The organism is Rhodococcus sp. NPDC004095, assembly GCF_053604015.1.
The window spans coordinates 111,430-130,765 of the sequence record NZ_JBSGGS010000004.1; the positions used below are offsets into that span (position 1 = coordinate 111,430).

Annotated in this window: 1 protein-coding gene (cut by a window edge); it reads right to left on the reverse strand. The window is 69.3% G+C overall.

Features of this window, described 5'->3' with window-relative positions; all coding sequences use genetic code 11:
* On the reverse strand, window positions 1–19,336 hold the 3' portion of the coding sequence (locus ACWEPG_RS08990; RefSeq protein ID WP_452594283.1) for a non-ribosomal peptide synthase/polyketide synthase. Its footprint extends 8,981 nt past the window's final position; 19,336 of the gene's 28,317 nt are visible here — the last part of the coding sequence; its start codon lies off the right edge, out of view — the gene reads right to left on this strand; its stop codon occupies window positions 1–3.

Sequence of the window (19,336 nt, forward strand, 5' to 3'; positions counted from 1 at the left end):
TCACCCACGACCTTCGTCCGACGCCCACGTCTCGGTGAGAACAGCCGCGATCCGCGTCAACGCCGCCGGCGACGCCATCGTCCAGTGGGTGGTGTCGATGGGGTGATTGTGGATGCGACCACCGATCACCCGTTCCCAGGTCGACACCCCCCGCACTCCGGTCGGATCGTCCTGCATCGCGGTGAAGTACACGAGATCACCCTTGAACTGTGCGGGCTCGTAGGCCGCGGACAGCGCCATCGAGGTCTCCGCTGCCGCCATCGCCGCCGCAATCCGATCGGCGCCGAGCCCGTTGAAGGGCTCGGGCAGCCCGGCCACCAACTCCGCAACAGCGCCAGCGGTCAGGTCGCCCTCGACTGCGGGTCCGTCGAGGTCGACGCCCGGCAGCACCAGCGCAAACAGGTCCCGCGCGGTCGGGGCGGCCGGCTCGACGGCCGGATCCGCCTCGATCTCCGCGGCATGCTGGAGTCCCGCGGCAGCGAAGCTGTCCATCATCGACAGCAGGGCCACCTCCTCGCCCTCCGCCTGCAACTGCACCGCCATCGCGTGCGCGATGACGCCGCCGAGCGACCAACCGAGAATGTTGTACGGACCGGTCGGCTGCACCGCGCGGATCTCCCGGACGTACCGCTCCGCCCACGCCTCGATCGAATCGGGTACGGCTCCGTCGCCGCTCAGTGCGGGCGACTGCAGCCCGTAGACACCACGTGTCGGATCGAGGTTCTGCGCCAGCCCGGCGAAGGCCCACGAGAGGCCGACGACCGGATGGACGCAGAACAGCGGTCGATCGCGCCCCTCCCGGATCGGCAGCACGACTCCGAACGCATCCGCGCCGAGGAGCTCGATCTCGCCGGACCGCGCAGATGCGATTCGCGCCGCCAACGCTTCCGTCGTCGCCTCCGCGAACAGCCAGACCAGCGGCACCTCGAATCCGAGTTCCGAGGTCAGTCTGGACACGATCTTCGTGGCGATGAGCGAGTTGCCGCCGACGTCGAAGAAGTTGTCGTCGAGACCGACTCGCTCGATTCCCACGACCTCCGCGATCGCCGCGGCCACCAGCTGTTCCTCGGCGGTGGACGGTGCCCGGTACTCCGTCGCGACGAAGACCGGCGCCGGCAGCGCCTTCCGGTCCACCTTGCCGTTGGCGTTGAGCGGCAACTCGTCGAGAACCGTCACCACCGAGGGCACCATGTACGACGGCAACCGCGCGCCCATCCAGGACCGCAGGTCGAGTGCTTCGACCGCGACACCGGGCTCGGCGACGACATAGCCGACCAGCCGATCGCCGGTGTCGTCGCCGTGCACCAGAACGACGGCCCTGGCGACCGCGTCGTGAGCGAGCAGCACCGCCTCGATCTCGCCGAGCTCGATGCGCAGTCCACGCAGCTTCACCTGGAAGTCGGTGCGCCCGATGTACTCGAGTGCCCCTTCGCGGTTCCACCGCACCAGGTCACCGGTGCGGTACATCCGGTCGCCGGGCTCCCCGAACGGATTGGCGACGAATCGGTCGGATGTCAGGTCGAACCTTCCGCCGTAGCCGCGTCCGACGCCCACACCACCGACGTACAGCTCGCCCTCCACACCGGCCGGAACGATGTTCAACCGGCGATCGAGGACGAACAGGTCGAGGTTCGGCACCGGGCGTCCGATCGGTACTCCGGCAACATCGTCGACGGATGCGGCCTGGAACGACACCACGTCCGATGCCTCGGTGGGTCCGTAGCTGTTGACCACGCGCACACCGGATTCCATCAGTACCGCGAGTCTGCCGACGTTGATCGGCTCACCGCCGAGGAACACCACGTCGAGTGCCGCCAGCGCGCCGTCGGCATCTCCGTCGACGACCGCCTCGAAGGCACTGGGCGACATGTTCGCCACCCGGACACCGCCACCGGCGACGATCGCCAGGATCTCCCGGGGATCGAAACCGTCCGTGGCGAGATGCACCGACCGGCCTCCCGCCAGCGCCGCCCACACATTCTTCTGGGTCAGGTCGAAACTCGGCGACGACGCGATCAACAGTCCGCCCTCGGCGGGAAGCTCGCCCTCGTACCACGCCACGGTGTTCTCGATACCCGCCATCGGAACGAGCGTCGGCTTCGGCTTGCCCGTCGAGCCCGACGTCGAGATGACGTAACCCAGCCGGCGGCCCGCGTGCTCGTCGCACCACCGGTCGGTCGGGTGCGTCGCCGTGTGCCCGGTGACAGCGTCGGGTGCGATCACCGGAACCGCCAGTTCCCGATCGGCCGCGCCGATCACGCAGCGCGCCGCCGTGTCGATCAGGATCGACTCGACACGGTCTGCGGGGTGCGAGGGGTCGATCGGCGCGTAGGCTGCACCCGCCTTCCACACCGCGATCATCGACACGATCCACGACACCGACCTCGGCAGCATCACCCCGACGACGTCATCGACGCCGACGCCGCGTTCGATGAGCGTGCAGGCCAGCTCCGTCGAACGCCGGTCGAGCTCCGCGTAGGTGACCGACTCGTCGCCGCACACCACTGCCGCTGCGTCCGGAGCCACGTCGACCCGGGCGGCGAACCGCCCGAGCAGTGACGTCTCGGTCCCGGGGACACGGGGACCGCGCGACCACCCCAGAACCCGCTCGCGCTCGGCCTCGTCGAGCACCTCGACATCGCCGACCGCGGTGGACGTGTCCTCGACGATCGCCCGCAGGACCTGCTCGAACTGTTCCGCGAACGACGCGATCGTCGCCTCGTCGAACAGATCCGTCGCGTACGTGAACGCGGCACTCATGTCGCCCTCGCCGGCGCCCTCCACCAGCGTCAGCTGCAGGTCGAACTTCGCCAACGCGGCGTCGAAGTCGACCCCGGACATTGCCAGCCCCGGCAGTTCCAGACTCGTCGGCGCCAGGTTCTGGAAGGCCAGCATCACCTGGAACAGCGGATGGCGCGCCTGCGAACGAGCCGGGTTGAGCACCTCGACCAACCGTTCGAACGGCACGTCCGCGTGTGCGAACGCCTGCAGATCCGTGTCCCGGACCCGCGCCAGCAACCCGCCGAACGACTCCGCGGCGTCCACCTCGGTCCGCAGCACCAGCGTGTTCACGAACATGCCGACCACGTCGTCGAGTGCAGCGTCCGCTCGGCCGGCGATCGGCGTGCCGATCGCGATGTCGGATGTGCCGGACAGCCGCGCCAACAGCACCGCCAGCGCCGAGTGAACCACCATGAACAACGTCGACCGGTGCTCCCGGGCCACCCTGTTCAGTCCGGCCTCGACACTCGCGTCGATCGAGAACCCGTACGTCCGTCCGAGATTCGATGCGACGGCAGGCCGCGGCCGGTCGGCGGGCAGATCCAGCTGTTCGACAAGTCCGTCCAGCGCCCTCTGCCAGTGGGCGAGCTGCCGCGACACCTGCGACTCGGGGTCGTCCTCGGACCCGAGCACCTCACGCTGCCAGAGCGTGTAGTCGGCGTACTGCACCGCCAGGGGAGCCCATGCCGGCGCCTGCCCCGCGCTTCGCGCGGCGTACGCGACTGCGACGTCCCGGACCAGCGGCGCCACCGATGCGCCATCCGAGGCGATGTGGTGGACGACAACAACGAGGACGTAGTCGGCATCGTTTCCATCGCGCTGCGCGGTGCGCAGCAGCCTTGCACGGAACGGCACCTCGGTCGTGACGTCGAAGCCGACGGTCACCGTCTGGAGAACCTCCGCGAGCACCGCGTCATCGGCGACATCGACCGGAACGAGGTCGAGCGACACCCGGTCGGCAGGCAGCACGATCTGCTCCGGCCCGTCCACCCTGTCGGGATACACGGTGCGAAGCACCTCGTGCCTGCCGATGACGTCGGCGATCGCCGCCCCGAGGGCGTCGACGTCCAGCGCACCCGACAGCCGGATCGCCGCCGGAATGTTGTTGACCGCCGAGCCCGGTTCGAGTCGGTTGAGGAACCACATCCGTCGTTGCGCCAGCGACAGCGGAATCCGGTCGGGGCGGGGCCGCGCGATTAGCGCAACCCGCTGCCCCGCTCCCCCTCCGGCATCGATCCGCGCCGCAAGCGACTCGACCGCCGATGCCTCGAACAGCACGCGAAGCGGCACGGTGGCATCGAGCGCGACACCGAGCCGGGCGGTGACCTTCGCTGCGATCAGCGAGTTGCCGCCGAGGTCGAAGAAGTCGTCGTCGAGCCCGACCTGTTCGACTCCGAGGGTCTCGGCGAACACCATCGCGACGACGATCTCGGTCGTGGTGACCGGTGCCCGGAAGGTGCGCGCCTCGAACACCGGCTCCGGCAACGCCTTCCGGTCCAGCTTGCCCGACGAGTTCAGCGGGAACGCATCGAGGACGGTGAGCGCCGACGGAATCATGTAGGACGGCAGCGAGCGCGCGGCGTGGGTCTTGACCTCGTCGAGGTCGAGGGCCCCCTCCGGTGTGGGCACCAGATAGCCGACGAGGTGGTCGCCGTTCGGCGTCTCCACCACCGTCACGGCGGCCTGCAGGACCGACGGATGCGTCAGCAGCGCCGACTCGATGTCACCCAGCTCGATCCGCTGTCCGCGGAACTTCACCTGGAAGTCGGTGCGGCCGATGTAGCTCAGCGCACCGTCCTTGCCCCAGGCGACGAGGTCACCCGTCCGGTACATCCGCTCCCCCGCAGTGGAGAACGGGTTGGCCACGAACCGATCCGACGTCAGGTCCACCCGACCGTGGTAACCGCGTGCCAACTGGGCACCCGCCAGGTAGAGCTCACCCGGGACCCCGGCAGGTACCGGCTGCAGTCGCGAGTCGAGGACATACGTCTGCGAGTTCCACTGCGGACGACCGATCGACACCGCGCCGCCGGCCACCGTGTCGGTCACGTCGGCGTAGGTGATCGACACCGCGGCCTCCGTCGGGCCGTACAGGTTGTGGATGCGTGCCGACGACACCGCGGCGAAAGCGCGCACCGTTTCCGCGGGCAACGCCTCGCCGATGACGAACACGTCCCTCAGGGAACCGAGCGCGTCGGCAGGCGCGTACTCCGCGAAAACCGTCAGCATCGACGGCACGAAGTCGGTGAGTGTCACGCCGTGTCGGCCGATCGTCTCGGCCACGTACGCCGGATCGCGGTGTCCGTCATGGGTGGCGACGACCAGCGTGCCGCCCGCGCGGAGCGGCAGGAAGTAGCCCCACAACGACACGTCGAACGTCGTGGCCGTCTTCTGCAGGTACACGTCATCCGCGCACAGGCCGTATTCGGCTGCCATCCAGTGCATCTGGTTCACGATCGCACCGTGCGGGACCGCGACGCCCTTGGGCTTGCCCGTCGATCCCGAGGTGAAGATCACGTACGCCGGGTGGGTGGGCCACAGCGGCCGCACCCGGTCCACATCCGAAACCGGCGCATCCGACTCACCCGACACATCGACCGTGTCGATACACAGCACGGACCGGTCCCCCGCGACCGCGAACCCGTCCCTGGCGGTGGTCAGGACCACCACCGGATCCGCGGTGTCGAGGATGTGGCCGATCCGCTCCGCCGGGTGGTCCGGGTCGATCGGCACGTATGCGCCACCGGCCTCGACCACGGCGTACATTCCGACGACGAGGTCGAGCGACCGTCGGATTGCCAACGCCACAAGCGATTCCGGACCGACACCGGACGCGATCAGCCGGCGCGCGAGACGGTTGACGCGGCCTGCGAACTCGCCGTAGGTCAACGACTGTCCCTCGTACACGACCGCCACCGCGTCCGGAGTCGCCGCCGCCCGAGCACGGAACCGGTCGAGGAGCAGTTCATCGCCGGGCACCGCGTGCACCGAGTCGTTCCATTCCGTGATCACCTGTCGACGCTCGACCGCGTCGAGCATCTCGATATCGCCGACCACCACGTCCGGGTTCGCAACCACGGCCGTCAGCACCCGGACGAATCGGTCTGCGACGTCCTGCGCGGTCTCTCGGTCGAACAGCGCCGTCGCGTACGTCAGCGACGTCGTCATCCCATCCAGTTCACCGTCCGCTGCGCGCATGTCGGTCACCGACAGGTGCAGGTCGTACTGCGAGACCTCGACGTCGAACTCAACGGGGGCGATCCGCAGACCCGGCAAGGTGAACTCGCTCGCCGCCATGTTGTGGAACGAGAAGCCCACCTGGCAGAGCGGATGCCGCGCCGTGGACCGCGTCGGGTTGAGCACCTCCACGAGACGTTCGAACGGCACATCCGCATTGCCGAAGGCGCCGAGGTCCGTCTCGCGGACCTCCGAGAGCAGGTCGGTGAAGGCCGACGCCGGGTCGACGTGGGTCCGGAACACGAGGGTGTTTACGAACATGCCGATCAGGTCGTCGACTGCCGCCTCGTCACGACCGGCGAACGGGGTGCCGACGGCGATGTCCGAAGTCCCGGACAGTCGCGCCAGCAGCACCGCGAAGGCAGCGTGCACGACCATGAACATCGTCGAGCCGTGGGAGCGGGCGAGCTCGTCGAGAGCTCGGTGCAGTTCGGCGTCGACCGAGACCGTCACCCTCCCGCCCTGGTACGACTGCACCGACGGGCGCGGCCGGTCCGCCGGCAGGTCGAGCTGATCCGGCAACCCGTCGAGCGCCGACTTCCAGTAGTCGAGCTGCTGGTGCATCAGCGATTCCGGGTCGCTTTCCGCGCCCAGGACCCGATGCTGCCACAGCGCGTAGTCCGCGTACTGGATCGGAAGCGGCGCCCACTGCGGCGCCGATCCCGCGCTGCGCGCGAGGTAGGCAGTCATCAGGTCACGGGTCAGCGGCGCAACCGAGTAGCCGTCGCCGGAGATGTGGTGGATGGCGATGACGAGCACATGCTCGTCCTCCTCCACGCGATACAGACGCACCCGGATCGGGACAGTGGCGGTCACGTCGAACCCGGTCGACAGGAACTCGCCGACCGCCGGGATGACGTCCTCTTCGGAGAGCGGGACCGGATCGAGATCCGGAATCGCCTTGTCCGCGGGAAGGACCACCTGGACCGGGCCGTCGGCCGTGTCCGGGTACACCGTCCGCAGCACCTCGTGCCGAGCGATGAGATCGCCGACCGCGGCGCCGAGCAACTCGAGATCCAGTGCGCCGCTCAGCCGCAGCGCGATCGGGATGTTGTACGCGGCCGAGGAGGGATCGAACCTGTTGAGGAACCACATCCGCTGCTGAGCCAGCGACAGCGGCACGGTCCGCTCCGAACGCGGCATCGCGACGAGCGCCTCCCGGCGCCCCGCGCCGCGGGCACGCTCGACCCGGGTGGCGAGACTTGCAACGGTCGGCGCATCGAACAGGTCACGCACCGACACCCGGCCGTCCACCCGTGCCGACAGCACGGACACCACCCGCATCGCGATGAGCGAGTTGCCTCCCAGCTCGAAGAAGTCGTCGTCCGCACCAACCCGACCGGCCTCGAGGACCTCCGTGAAGACCTCCGCGACCAGCTCCTCGGCCGGAGTCGCGGGGGCACGGAAGGCCCGGGTCTCGAAAATCGGAGCCGGCAGCTTCTTCCTGTCGAGCTTCCCACTGGTATTGAGCGGGAACTCGGCGAGGACCATCACCGTCGACGGCACCATGTACGCGGGCAACGCCGCTGCCACCGCGGTCCGCAGGTCACCACCGACCAACTCGGCACCGGCGACCGGCACGACATACCCGACCAGCCGGTCGCCGGCCGAACCACTCGAGTCGAGCACGACCACGGCCTGCGAGACGCCGTCGATGCGTTCGAGCGCGGACTCGATCTCGCCCAGCTCGATCCGCTGACCACGCAGCTTCACCTGGAAGTCGGTGCGCCCCAGGTACTCCAGCTGTCCATCGCCGCGCCAGCGGGCGAGGTCACCGGTGCGGTACATCACCGAACCACCGTCACCGAACGGATTGGCGACGAACCGCTCCGCCGTCCGATCCGCCCGTCCGTGATAGCCGCGCGACACCTGGCCGCCGGCCAGGTACAACTCGCCGGCCACTCCGAGCGGAACCGGATGCAGACGCGTGTCCAGCACGTACGCCTGCATGTTCCACACCGGCACACCGATCGGCATCGTGTCCGACTCCGACCCGTCGCACCAATAGTGCACCGAAGTCAATGTCGTCTCCGCGGGACCGTACGCATTGTCGACCCCGACGCCCCACGCCTCGATCGTCCGGGCCGCCAGCTCCGGGCTCAACGCCTCACCGGCCAACTGCAGCGCCCGCACCGAGGGCGGCAGCGCGTTCTCACCGTCTGCCACCAACGCCGCCAGCATCGACGGCACGAACCCGAGGATCGTGACGCCGTACTCACGGCACACCTCGGTCAGGTACCGCGAGTCGCGGTGCCCGTCCGGCGCCGCGATCACCAGGTGTGCACCGGCGACGAACGGCACGAACAATTCCCACAGCGACGGGTCGAACACCACCGGAGTCTTCTGCAGCAGCACGTCGTCCGCGGTTACCCGGTACTCGTCGACGAACCAGCTCAACTGGTTCACGATCGCCGCGTGACTGACCGAAATACCCTTCGGCACACCGGTCGAACCGGACGTGAAGATCACGTACGCCGCATTCTCCGGCCGCAGCGGACCGACCCGCTCGGCATCGGTCACCACAGACCCGGCCCACGCGGACTCGACGAACCGATCCACCTCGACCACCGGGAGGCCGGGCGGCAGATCGACCGCGTCCCGCGCGGTGGTCAGCACACACACCGGTCGTGCGATGTCGAACACCGACTCGAGCCGTTCCACCGGCTGATCCGGATCCACCGGCACGTACGCCCCTCCGGCGGTCATCACCGCGTGCATCGCCACCAGCATCTCGGCCGAGCGCCGCGCCGCAACGACGACGGTGGACTCCGGACCGACACCGATCGAGATCAACTGCCGCGCGAGCGCGTTGACCCGACCGGAGAACTCCCCGAATGTCGCCGTCGCACCGTCGAAGGTCACTGCTGGCGCGTCCGCTCGGTCCTGCGCGGTCGCGACGAGCAGATCCACGAGAGTGCCCGCAGGCACCGCCGCATCCGTCGCGTTCCACGCCTCGAGCATCAACTCCGCATCCGCGGCAGGCACGATCTCGACATCACCGACCGGCAGGGCCGGATCGGCCGTCACCTGCCGCAGAATCTGTGCCAGCGCCTCCGCGAACCGCGCCGCGGTCGCCGCGTCGAACAGGTCCGTCGCGTACGTCAGCCGCGCACCGATCCCCGCGGGCCGACCGTCGTCGTAGGCGTCGGCGAACGCGAACTCGAGATCGAACCGGGCCGGAACCACATCGGGTTCCACCGGTGCGACCCGCAACCCGTCCAGCTCCAGCGCGCTGCCGCCGAGGTTCTGGAACGCCAGCGACACCTGGAACAACGGCGAGTGCGACTGCGAACGAACCGGATTGAGCGCCTCGACCAGCCGTTCGAACGGCACATCGGCGTTCGCGAACGCCGCCAGATCCGCCTCCCGCACCGAGTCGAGAACAGCCGTGAACGACTGCGCACCGTCGACCGGCGTCCGCAACACGAGAGTGTTGACGAACATGCCGACCAGGTCGTCGAGCGCCTGCTCACCACGGCCCGCGACCGGTGAACCGACGGCGATGTCACCGGTGCCGGTGAGCCGGGCCAGCAGCACCGCGACCGCGGCGTGCACCACCATGAACGCGGTGGCCCGCTGCTGCCGGGCGAGCGCATCCACCGCGGCGTGCAGCTCCCGGTCGATCTCGAAGTCGTGCACCGCACCCCGGTTCGACGCCAGCGCCGGCCGCGGACGATCCGTCGGCAACTCGAGCACATCGGGCAGATTGTCGAGCGCGTCCGTCCAGAACCCGAGCTGACGACTGATCAACGACGCGTCGTCGTCCTCGGAACCGAGCACCTCCCGCTGCCACAGCGCGTAGTCCGCGTACTGCACCGGCAGCGGATCCCAGCCCGGCGCCAGGCCGGCCTGTCGGGCCGCGTACGCCACCATCAGATCCTGCACCAGCAGCCTGGTAGACCAGCCGTCGGCACCGATGTGGTGCACCACCAGCGCCAACACGTGCTCGTCGCCGCCGAGCCGGTACAGCGCGACCCGCAGCGGCACCTCCGCCGTCAGGTCGAACGCCGTCCCGAACAGCCCGACGACCGCACCGAGCAGGTCCGCCTCGACCACATCGACCGGTTCCAACGCCACCGGGACCGACGAGACCGGCAGCACCACCTGGGTGCCGTTGCCCTCGAATTCCGGATACACCGTCCGCAACGCCTCGTGCCTCTCCAGCACGTCACCGATCGCAGACCGCAGTGCATCCACGTCCAGTGCCCCGGTCAACCGCACCGCCGCCGGAATGTTGTATGCCGACGACTCCGGGTCCAACTGTCCCAGGAACCACAACCGCTGCTGAGCCACCGACAACGGAATCCGCTCCGGCCGCGGACGCGCGACCAGCTCGACTCGGTCGCCGTCACCGGTCTCGGATTCGATTCGGGCGGCGAGGGTTTCGACGACCGGGGCCTCGAACAGCACCCGAACGTGCACCCGGGTGTCCAGTGCCGCGCTCAGCCGTGCGGCGACCTGCGTCGCGATCAGCGAGTTGCCACCCAGCTCGAAGAAGTCGTCGTCCAGGCCGACCCGGTCGACGCCGAGTACCTGCTCGATCACGGTGGCGACGACCGTCTCCGCCTCGGTCGACGGCGCCCGGTACTCCTTCGCCGCGAACTCCGGCGCCGGCAGTGCCCTCCGCTCCACCTTGCCGTTCACGCTCAACGGCATCGCGTCGAGCACCATCACCACCGCCGGCACCATGTACGACGGCACGGCGCCCGTGATCGCGCTGCGGATCTCGGATCCGTCGAGTCCGTCACCGACGACGTAGCCGACGAGCTGGGTGCCCCCGGGCGCGTCGTCCCGGGCCACCACGACCGCCTCGGTGACGCCGGGTCGGGCGCGGAGCGCGGACTCGATCTCCCCGAGCTCGATGCGGAATCCGCGCACCTTGACCTGGAAGTCGGCGCGCTCGAGGTACTCGAGGTTCCCGTCCGAGTTCCACCGCACGATGTCACCGGTGCGGTACATCCGCACGCCACCGGCGAACGGGTTGGCCACGAACCGATCCGAGGTCAGGTCGGGGCGGCCGAAGTAGCCGCGCGCGAGCTGCGCACCTGCCAGGTACAGCTCACCGGCGACGCCGGCCGGGACCGGGTGCAGCCGCGAATCGAGTACGAACACCTGGGTGTTCCACTCGGGGACACCGATCGGCACGGTGAGAGTGTCGGTTTCGCGAGTGCGATACGCGGTCACCGAGACCGCGGCCTCCGTCGGCCCGTACAGGTTGTCGAGCCGGGCACTGCTGGCCGCCCGGAGTCGCGCGGCGGTCTCCGCCGGCAACGCCTCGCCGATCGCCAGCACGCGGGTCACCGACTCGGGGAACCCGGCGCCGCTGTCGGACAACAGCATCGACAGCATCGACGGCACAGCGTGCAGGGTCGTCACCGACTCGCGGGTCATCAGATCGAGCAGGTAGCCCGGGTCCTGGTGTCCGTCGGGGCGGGCGATCACGAGCCGGGCACCGGTCTGCAGCGCCCACCAGAACTCCCACACCGACAGGTCGAAGGTGGCGGCGGTCTTGAGCAGCACCGCATCCTTCGTCCCGAGGGCGTATTCCGCCTGCTTCCACACCATCTGGTTGACGACGGCGGCGTGAGACACGGAGACGCCCTTGGGCCGTCCCGTCGAGCCCGACGTGAAGATCACGTACGCCGGGTTCCCGGTCCGCAACGGTGCGCGCCGGTCCGCGTCGGTGACCGGAGCCGCGTCGACGCCGGACAGGTCGACGGTGTCGATCGCGAGAGCCCGCACCTGCCCGGGCAGCGAGATCGCGTCCGCGGTGCGGGTGAGCACCACCGTCGGGGCTGCCGACTCGAGCACCAGCGCGATCCGGTCGGCCGGATGGTCGGGATCGATCGGCACATACGCGCCGCCGGCCTTGACGATGGCGTACATGCCGACCATCAGGTCGAACGACCGGCGCGCGGCCAGACCGACCAGAGATTCCGGGCCGACACCCTCACCTATCAACCTGCGCGCCAACCGGTTCACCCGCGCGTCGAACTGCGCGTAGGTCAGCGTCTCACCCTCGAACACCAACGCCGGAGCATCGGGCGTCCGCGCCACCTGGGCGTCGAACAACTCCACCAGGGACACATCCGGAACCGATTCGTCCGTCGCGTTCCAGTCTCCCAGCATCCGGCCGGACTCGGCCTCGTCGAGCAACTCGACGTCGCCGACCACCGCCGACGGATCAGCGACGATCGCCTCGAGTAGGCGGACGAACCGGGCCGCCAGCTTCTCGACCGTCTCCGGGTCGAACAGGGCTGTGGCGTAGGAGATACCGGCCGACATTCCCACCGGGCTCCCGGTGCCGTCGTACGCGTCGGCGACGATCAGGTGCAGATCGAACTGTGAGATCTCGGACTCGAAGTCGACCGCGGAGATGGACAGGCCCGGCAGTTCGAAACTCGTCGCGGCGATGTTCTGGAACGAGAAGCCCACCTGGCACAGCGGATGCCGTGCCGTGGACCGGGTCGGGTTGATCACCTCCACCAGACGCTCGAACGGCACGTCCGCGTTACCGAAGGCGCCCAGATCGGTGTCGCGGACACTCCCGAGCAGATCGGTGAACGTCATCGCCGCGTCCACCTCGGTGCGGAGGACGAGGGTGTTGACGAACATGCCGATCATCTCGTCGAGCGCGGCCTCGCCACGGCCGGCGAACGGGGTGCCGACCGCGATGTCACCGGTGCCGGAGACCCGGGCCAGCAGGGCCGCGTAGGCGGCGTGGACCACCATGAACAGCGTCGTGCCCTGGGTTCGGGCGAACTCGGCGAGCCGGCGATGCAGGTCCGCGTCGACGTCGAAGTGCACCCGGCCACCGTGATACGACTGCACCGGGGGCCGCGGCCGGTCCGTCGGCAGGTCGAGCTGGTCGGGCAGGCCGGCGAGCGCCGCCTTCCAGTAGTCCAGCTGGGTCGAGATCAGCGACTGCGGGTCCGATTCGGAGCCGAGTACGTCCCGCTGCCACAACGCGAAGTCCGCGTACTGCACCGGCAGCGGCGCCCACTCCGGGGCCTGCCCCGCCGAGTGGGCCGCGTAGGCCACCATCAGGTCCCGGGTGAAGGGCGCCATCGACGCGCCGTCCGCCGAGATGTGGTGGACCACCACCGCCAGCACGTGTTCGATCTCCGTGTCCGGACGATCGATCCGAAGCAGGAGCGCACGAACCGGCACGTCGGTGGTCACGTCGAACCCGCCCTGCAGGAACGCACCGACAACGGCGGTCACCTCGGACTCGGGCACGGTGACGGGAACCAGGTCCGGCATCGCGTCCGCTGCGGGGACGACCACCTGGACCGGCCCGTCGGCCGACTCGGGGTACACGGTGCGCAGCACCTCGTGCCGTGCGACCACGTCGGCGACAGCGGTGCGAAGCACATCCGCGTCCAACTCACCGGAGAGCCGGATCGCCGCAGGAATGTTGTACGCAGCGGAATCCGAATCGAACCGGTTGAGGAACCACATCCGGGACTGCGCGAGGGACAGCGGAATCCGCTCGGGGCGCTCCTGTGCGACCAGCTCCGGCCGACGACCTCGCCCGGCCAGATGCCCGACCCGAGCGGCCAGGCCGGCGACGGTGGCGTCGTCGAAGATCGCCCGAACCGGCACCGTGGTGTCGAGCGCGGCGCCGAGCCGCGAAGCGACCTGCATCGCGATCAGCGAGTTGCCGCCGAGGTCGAAGAAGTCGTCGTCGAGGCCGACCCGACCTGCGCCGAGCACGTCGGCGAACACGTCGGCGACGGTCTGTTCGACCGGTGTCGTCGGCGCCCTGAACTCCTTCGCTTCGAACGCCGGTGCGGGCAGCGCCTTCCGGTCGACCTTGCCGGACGAGTTCACGGGGAACTCGTCGAGAACCATGATCCGGGTCGGCACCATGTATGCAGGCAACTGTGCGGCCGCGGCGGCGGTCACCTCTGTGACGTCCACGTCGGAGCCGGGGGTCACCGTCACGTAGCCGACCAGATGCGTTCCCGCGGCGGTGTCGACCACTGCGGCGACGGACTGCCGCACGTCCGGATGCGCGGCGAGTGCGGCCTCGACCTCGCCCAGTTCGATCCGCAGGCCGTGCAGCTTGACCTGGAAGTCGGTGCGGCCCAGGAACTCCAGCTCACCCGACGGACTCCAGCGAACCAGGTCGCCGGTTCGGTACATCCGCTCACCGCCGCCGAACGGGCTCGCCACGAACCGCTCCGCGGTCAGGTCGGGGCGGGCCTCGTAGCCGCGGGCCAACTGGGCACCGGTCAGGTACAGCTCGCCCGGCACGCCCACCGGCACCGGATGCATGCGGGTGTCGAGCACGTACACCCGAGTGCCTTCGACGGGGCCGCCGATCGGCACGATCGCCGGGTCGCCGGCCTTCGCCTCACGACGGGTGACCTGCATGGCGGCCTCGGTCGGACCGTACAGGTTGTGCACCCGGGCACCGGTGACGCGGCTGAACTCGGCCGCGACGGTCGCCGGAAGCGGCTCGCCGCCCGCGAACAGGCGCCGCAGTGGCGACGTCCGGGACTCGGACAGCTCGGCGAGGACCATCGGAACCATCGACGGCACGAACTGGACGGTCGTCACCGACTGCTCGACCAGCACCCGCGCCAGGTACTGGGGGTCCCGGTGTCCGTCCGCGGTCGCCAGCACCAGCCGGGCACCGCTCTGCAACGGCCAGAAGAACTCCCACACCGAGGCGTCGAAGGTGGCCGGTGTCTTCTGCAGCACCGAATCGTGTTCGTCGAGAACGTATTCGCGCTGCATCGAGGCCAACTGATTGGCCGCCGCGGCGTGCGAGACGGCGACGCCCTTCGGCCTACCGGTCGACCCGGAGGTGAACAGCACGTACGCGGTGTTCTCCGCGTGGAGTTCGCCGATCAGATCCGCGTCGGTGACCGGGCGGTCGTCCGTGCCGTCGACGAGGCCCGACACCTCGATGACCGGGCCGGACCAGTCGACGGCGGTGTTCGGATCGACCAGGACGCACACCGGATCCACGGTGTCCAGGACGTACCGGATCCGTTCGGCGGGCTGGTCCGGATCGACCGGAACGCAGGCACCGCCGGCACGCACGATCGCGTACATCGCCGTCACCTGGTCGATGGAGCGGCGCACCGCGAGCGCCACCCGGGACTCCACCCCGACTCCCCGCCCGATCAGGTGCCGCGCGGCCGCGTTGACCCGGCTGTCGAACTCACGGTAGGTGAGGGTGTCGGTGCCGGAGACGATCGCCACGGCGTCCGGCGTCGCCGCGACCTGGGCCGCGAACATCGAGTCCAGCGTCGTGGACGACACCGGCGCCCCGGTGTCGTTCCAATCCACCAACATCCGGTCGCGCTCCGCCTCGCCGAGGAGGTCGATGTCACCGACCGGGGCGGCCGGGTCCGCGACCACGGCATGCAGGACCCGCAGCAGCGCCTCACCGAGTCGCTGTGCACCCGACTCGTCGTAGAGCGCGCGGGAGTAGGTCAGCACGCCGGTCATGCCCGCGGGCGTGCCCGCGTTGTCGTATGCGTCGACGAAGCCGAAGTTGAGGTCGAACTTGGCCGGCGACACGTCAGTCTCCACGGCGGCGATCGACAGCTCTCCGAGATCGATCTGCCCGCCGTCCTGGCTCTCGAACGACATCGCCACCTGGAACAGCGGCGAGTACGCCTGCGACCGAGCGGGATTGAGTGCCTCGACGATCTGCTCGAAGGGCACGTCCACATGACCGAACGCGCCCAGGTCGGTCTCCCTGGCCTGTGCCAGCACCTCGTCGAAGGAGTTTCCGCCGTCCACCGCGGTGCGCAGCGCCAGCGTGTTGACGAACATGCCCACCAGGTCGTCGAGCGCGGCGTCGCCGCGGCCCGCCACCGGCGTTCCGATCACGATGTCGCCGGTACCGGACAGCCGCGCGAGCAGGACCGCGAGTGCCGCGTGCATCGTCATGAACTGTGTCGCGCCGTGGCGTCGCGCCATGGCGTCGAGCGCCGCATGCAGTTCGGCGTCGATCGTGAATTCGTGCCGCGCACCGATATTCGACATCACCGCCGGCCGCGGCCGGTCGGTCGGCAACTCCAGGACATCGGGTACGCCACGCAGGGCGTCGACCCAGAAGTCCAGCTGCTTCGACATCAGCGACTGCGGATCACGCTCGGAGCCGAGCACCTCGCGCTGCCACAACGTGTAGTCGACGTACTGCACCGGAAGCGGATCCCACCCCGGCGCGGTACCGGCGCTGCGGGCTCCGTACGCCAGCATCATGTCGCGCATGAGCAGGCCTGCGGACCACCCGTCGGCGCTGATGTGGTGAACGACCAATGCCAACACGTGATCACCGTCGCCGAGGCGGTACAACGCCATTCGCAGCGGCACCTCGGCGGTCAGATCGAACGCCGTCCCGAACAACCCGACCACCGCACCGAGCAGGTCTGCCTCGGCCACATCGACCGGCTCCACCGCCACCGGCACCGAATCGGCAGGAAGGACCACCTGGGTGCCGTTGCCGTCGACATCCGGGAACACGGTCCGCAGCGACTCGTGCCGCTCGAGCACGTCACCGATGGCCAGGCGCAGCGCCTCCACGTCCAGTGCACCGGTCAACCGCACGGCCGCCGGAACGTTGTACGCGGTCGATTCCGGATCGAACCGGTTCAGGAACCACAGCCGCTGCTGCGCCACCGACAACGGAACCCGCTCCGGACGAGACCGAGCCACCAGAACCGGCCGCGCACCCGTACCCGCGATCCCCGCCACAGCCGATGCCAACGCAGCCACCGACGAGGCCTCGAACAGCACCCGCACAGGCACAGTCGCGTCGAGTGCGGCACCGATCCGGGCGACGACCTGCGTCGCGATCAGCGAGTTGCCACCCAACTCGAAGAAATCATCGTCCGCACCGACCCGATCCACACCGAGCACCTCGGCGAACACAGCCGCCACCGCCACCTCGACCGGAGTCGACGGCGCACGGAACGGCCGAGCCTCGAACACAGGCTCCGGCAACGCCTTCCGATCCAACTTGCCCACCGGCGTCCGCGGAATCGCATCCAACCGCATGATCGACGCAGGCACCATGTGCGACGGCAACGACCCCGCCAGCGCCACCTTCAACACCGCAGGATCGAGCTCGATCCCATCCGCACCGAGCACGTACGACACCAACGACGTCGTCCCGCCCACACCGTCGTGCCCGACCGTGACCGCGAACTCCACCCCCGGCAACGCCGACAGCGCCGCATCGATCTCACCGAGCTCGATCCGGAAGCCACGCACCTTCACCTGGAAGTCACCACGACCCAGGTAGTCCAGCTCCCCGTCCGCGGTCCACCGCACCAGATCACCCGTGCGATACATACGCTCACCCGACGGCGAGAACGGATCGGCAACGAACCGCTCCGCCGTCAAATCGGGCCGACCCCGATAACCGCGGGCCAACGCCGGACCCGCCAGATACAACTCACCCGTCACACCGACCGGAACCGGCCCGAGCCGGTTGTCGAGCACCATCGCCCGCACCCCGGACACCGGAGCGCCCACCGTCACCGGCTGTCCCGGCACCAGCGGGTCGGTGCTCGTGACGACGATCGTGGTCTCGGTGGGGCCGTAGGCGTTGACGAACTCTCGGTCGCCGGCCCAGCGCGCCACCAGCTCCGGCGGGCACGCCTCGCCGCCGGTGACGACGACACGCAGATCCGGGAGGTCGGTCGGGTCGACCGACGCGAGCGCCGCCGGGGTGATCACCATGTGCGTCACCCGTTCGCGGCGCAGCAGGTCTGCCAGCTCGGCGCCGCCGAACACGTTCGGCGGGGCGATCACCAGGGTGCCGCCGGCCGCACCGGCCAGCAGCATCTCGTTGATCGAGATGTCGAAGCTCGGCGACGCGACATGCAGGGTGCGGTCGGCGGCAGTGATTCGGTAGTCCGCCTGCTGGTGATCGACGAAGTTCGCGAGACCGGTGTGGGTGACGACGACGCCCTTGGGCAGGCCCGTCGAACCCGACGTGTAGATGACGTAGGCCGGATTCTCCAGCCGCAGCGGACGGATCCGGTCGGCATCGCTCACTGCAGCCGCGGACATAGCGTCGCGGCGCACCGTGAGATCGGAATCGTCCAGCGCCAGCCAGCTGACTCCGCCGGGCAGCTCGTCGAGGAAGCGCGCGATCGTGACACCGGCCACGGCTCCGCTGTCGGCGACCATGTGAGCAACCCGGTCCGCGGGGTAGTTCGGGTCAACCGGCACGAACGCCGCACCCGACTTGGCGACGGCCCACACCGCCAGAACGGACTCGATCGACCGTGGCACTGCCACGGCCACGGCCGTCTCCGGCCCTGCGCCTGCTTCGATCAGCACTCGGGCCAGTCGCGAGGACCGCTCGTCGAGTTCGCGGTAGGTCACCTCGCGGCCGTCGTCGCCCACCACGGCGACCCGGTCCGCACCGGAGTCGGGTCCGGTCGTGAGGAGCTGCGCGAGGGTGCGCGGCACCGGCATCATGTCCGGCGTGTCGGCATGGCCCCGTCCGCGCCGCTCGGTGAGGTCGGCACGCTCGGCCGGTTCGAGGATTCCGATGTCACCGACCGCGGTCGACGGATCCGTGGCCACCTCGTCGAGAACCCGGAGGAACCTCGACCCGAACTCGCGAGCGGTCGACTCGTCGAACAGGTCCCGCGCGTAGGTGAGATGCACCAGCGCCCCCGCGGGAGCACCGTCGACACCCGTCTTCTCCACGACCGTGATCTGCAGGTCGAACATCGCGATGGTGGTCTCGGCATCGAGACCGCTGATGGTCAGCCCGTCGAGTTCAAGGGTCGGCTGCGAGTGGTTCTGGAAGGCGAGAGCCACCTGGAACAGTGGATGCCGCCCCTGTGATCGTGCCGGGTTCACCGCCTCGACGAGCCGCTCGAACGGCAGGTCTGCGTGCCCGAACGCGCCGAGATCGACGTCGCGCACTCCACCGAGGAATTCGGCGAAGGGCGCACCCGCCGGCACCTCGGTCCGCAGCACCAGGGTGTTGACGAACATGCCGACGAGGTCGTCGAGTGCGGCCTCGCCGCGACCGGCGACCGGAGTACCGATCGCGATGTCGCCGGTGCCCGACAACCGCGCCAGCAGCACGGCGAGCGCTGCATGCACGACCATGAACGGAGTCGAGTTGTGTTCGCGGGCAACCGAGGTCACCGCTCGGTGCAGGCGCTCGTCGATCGCGAGTTCGACCGCACCTCCGAGATGCGAGAGGACGGCGGGGCGGGGCCGATCTCCTGGCAGATCCAGCTGTTCGGGGAGTCCGGCCAGAGTCGTCGTCCAGTAGTCGAGTTGCGCACTGATGAGGGAGCCGGCGTCCGATTCCGATCCCAGG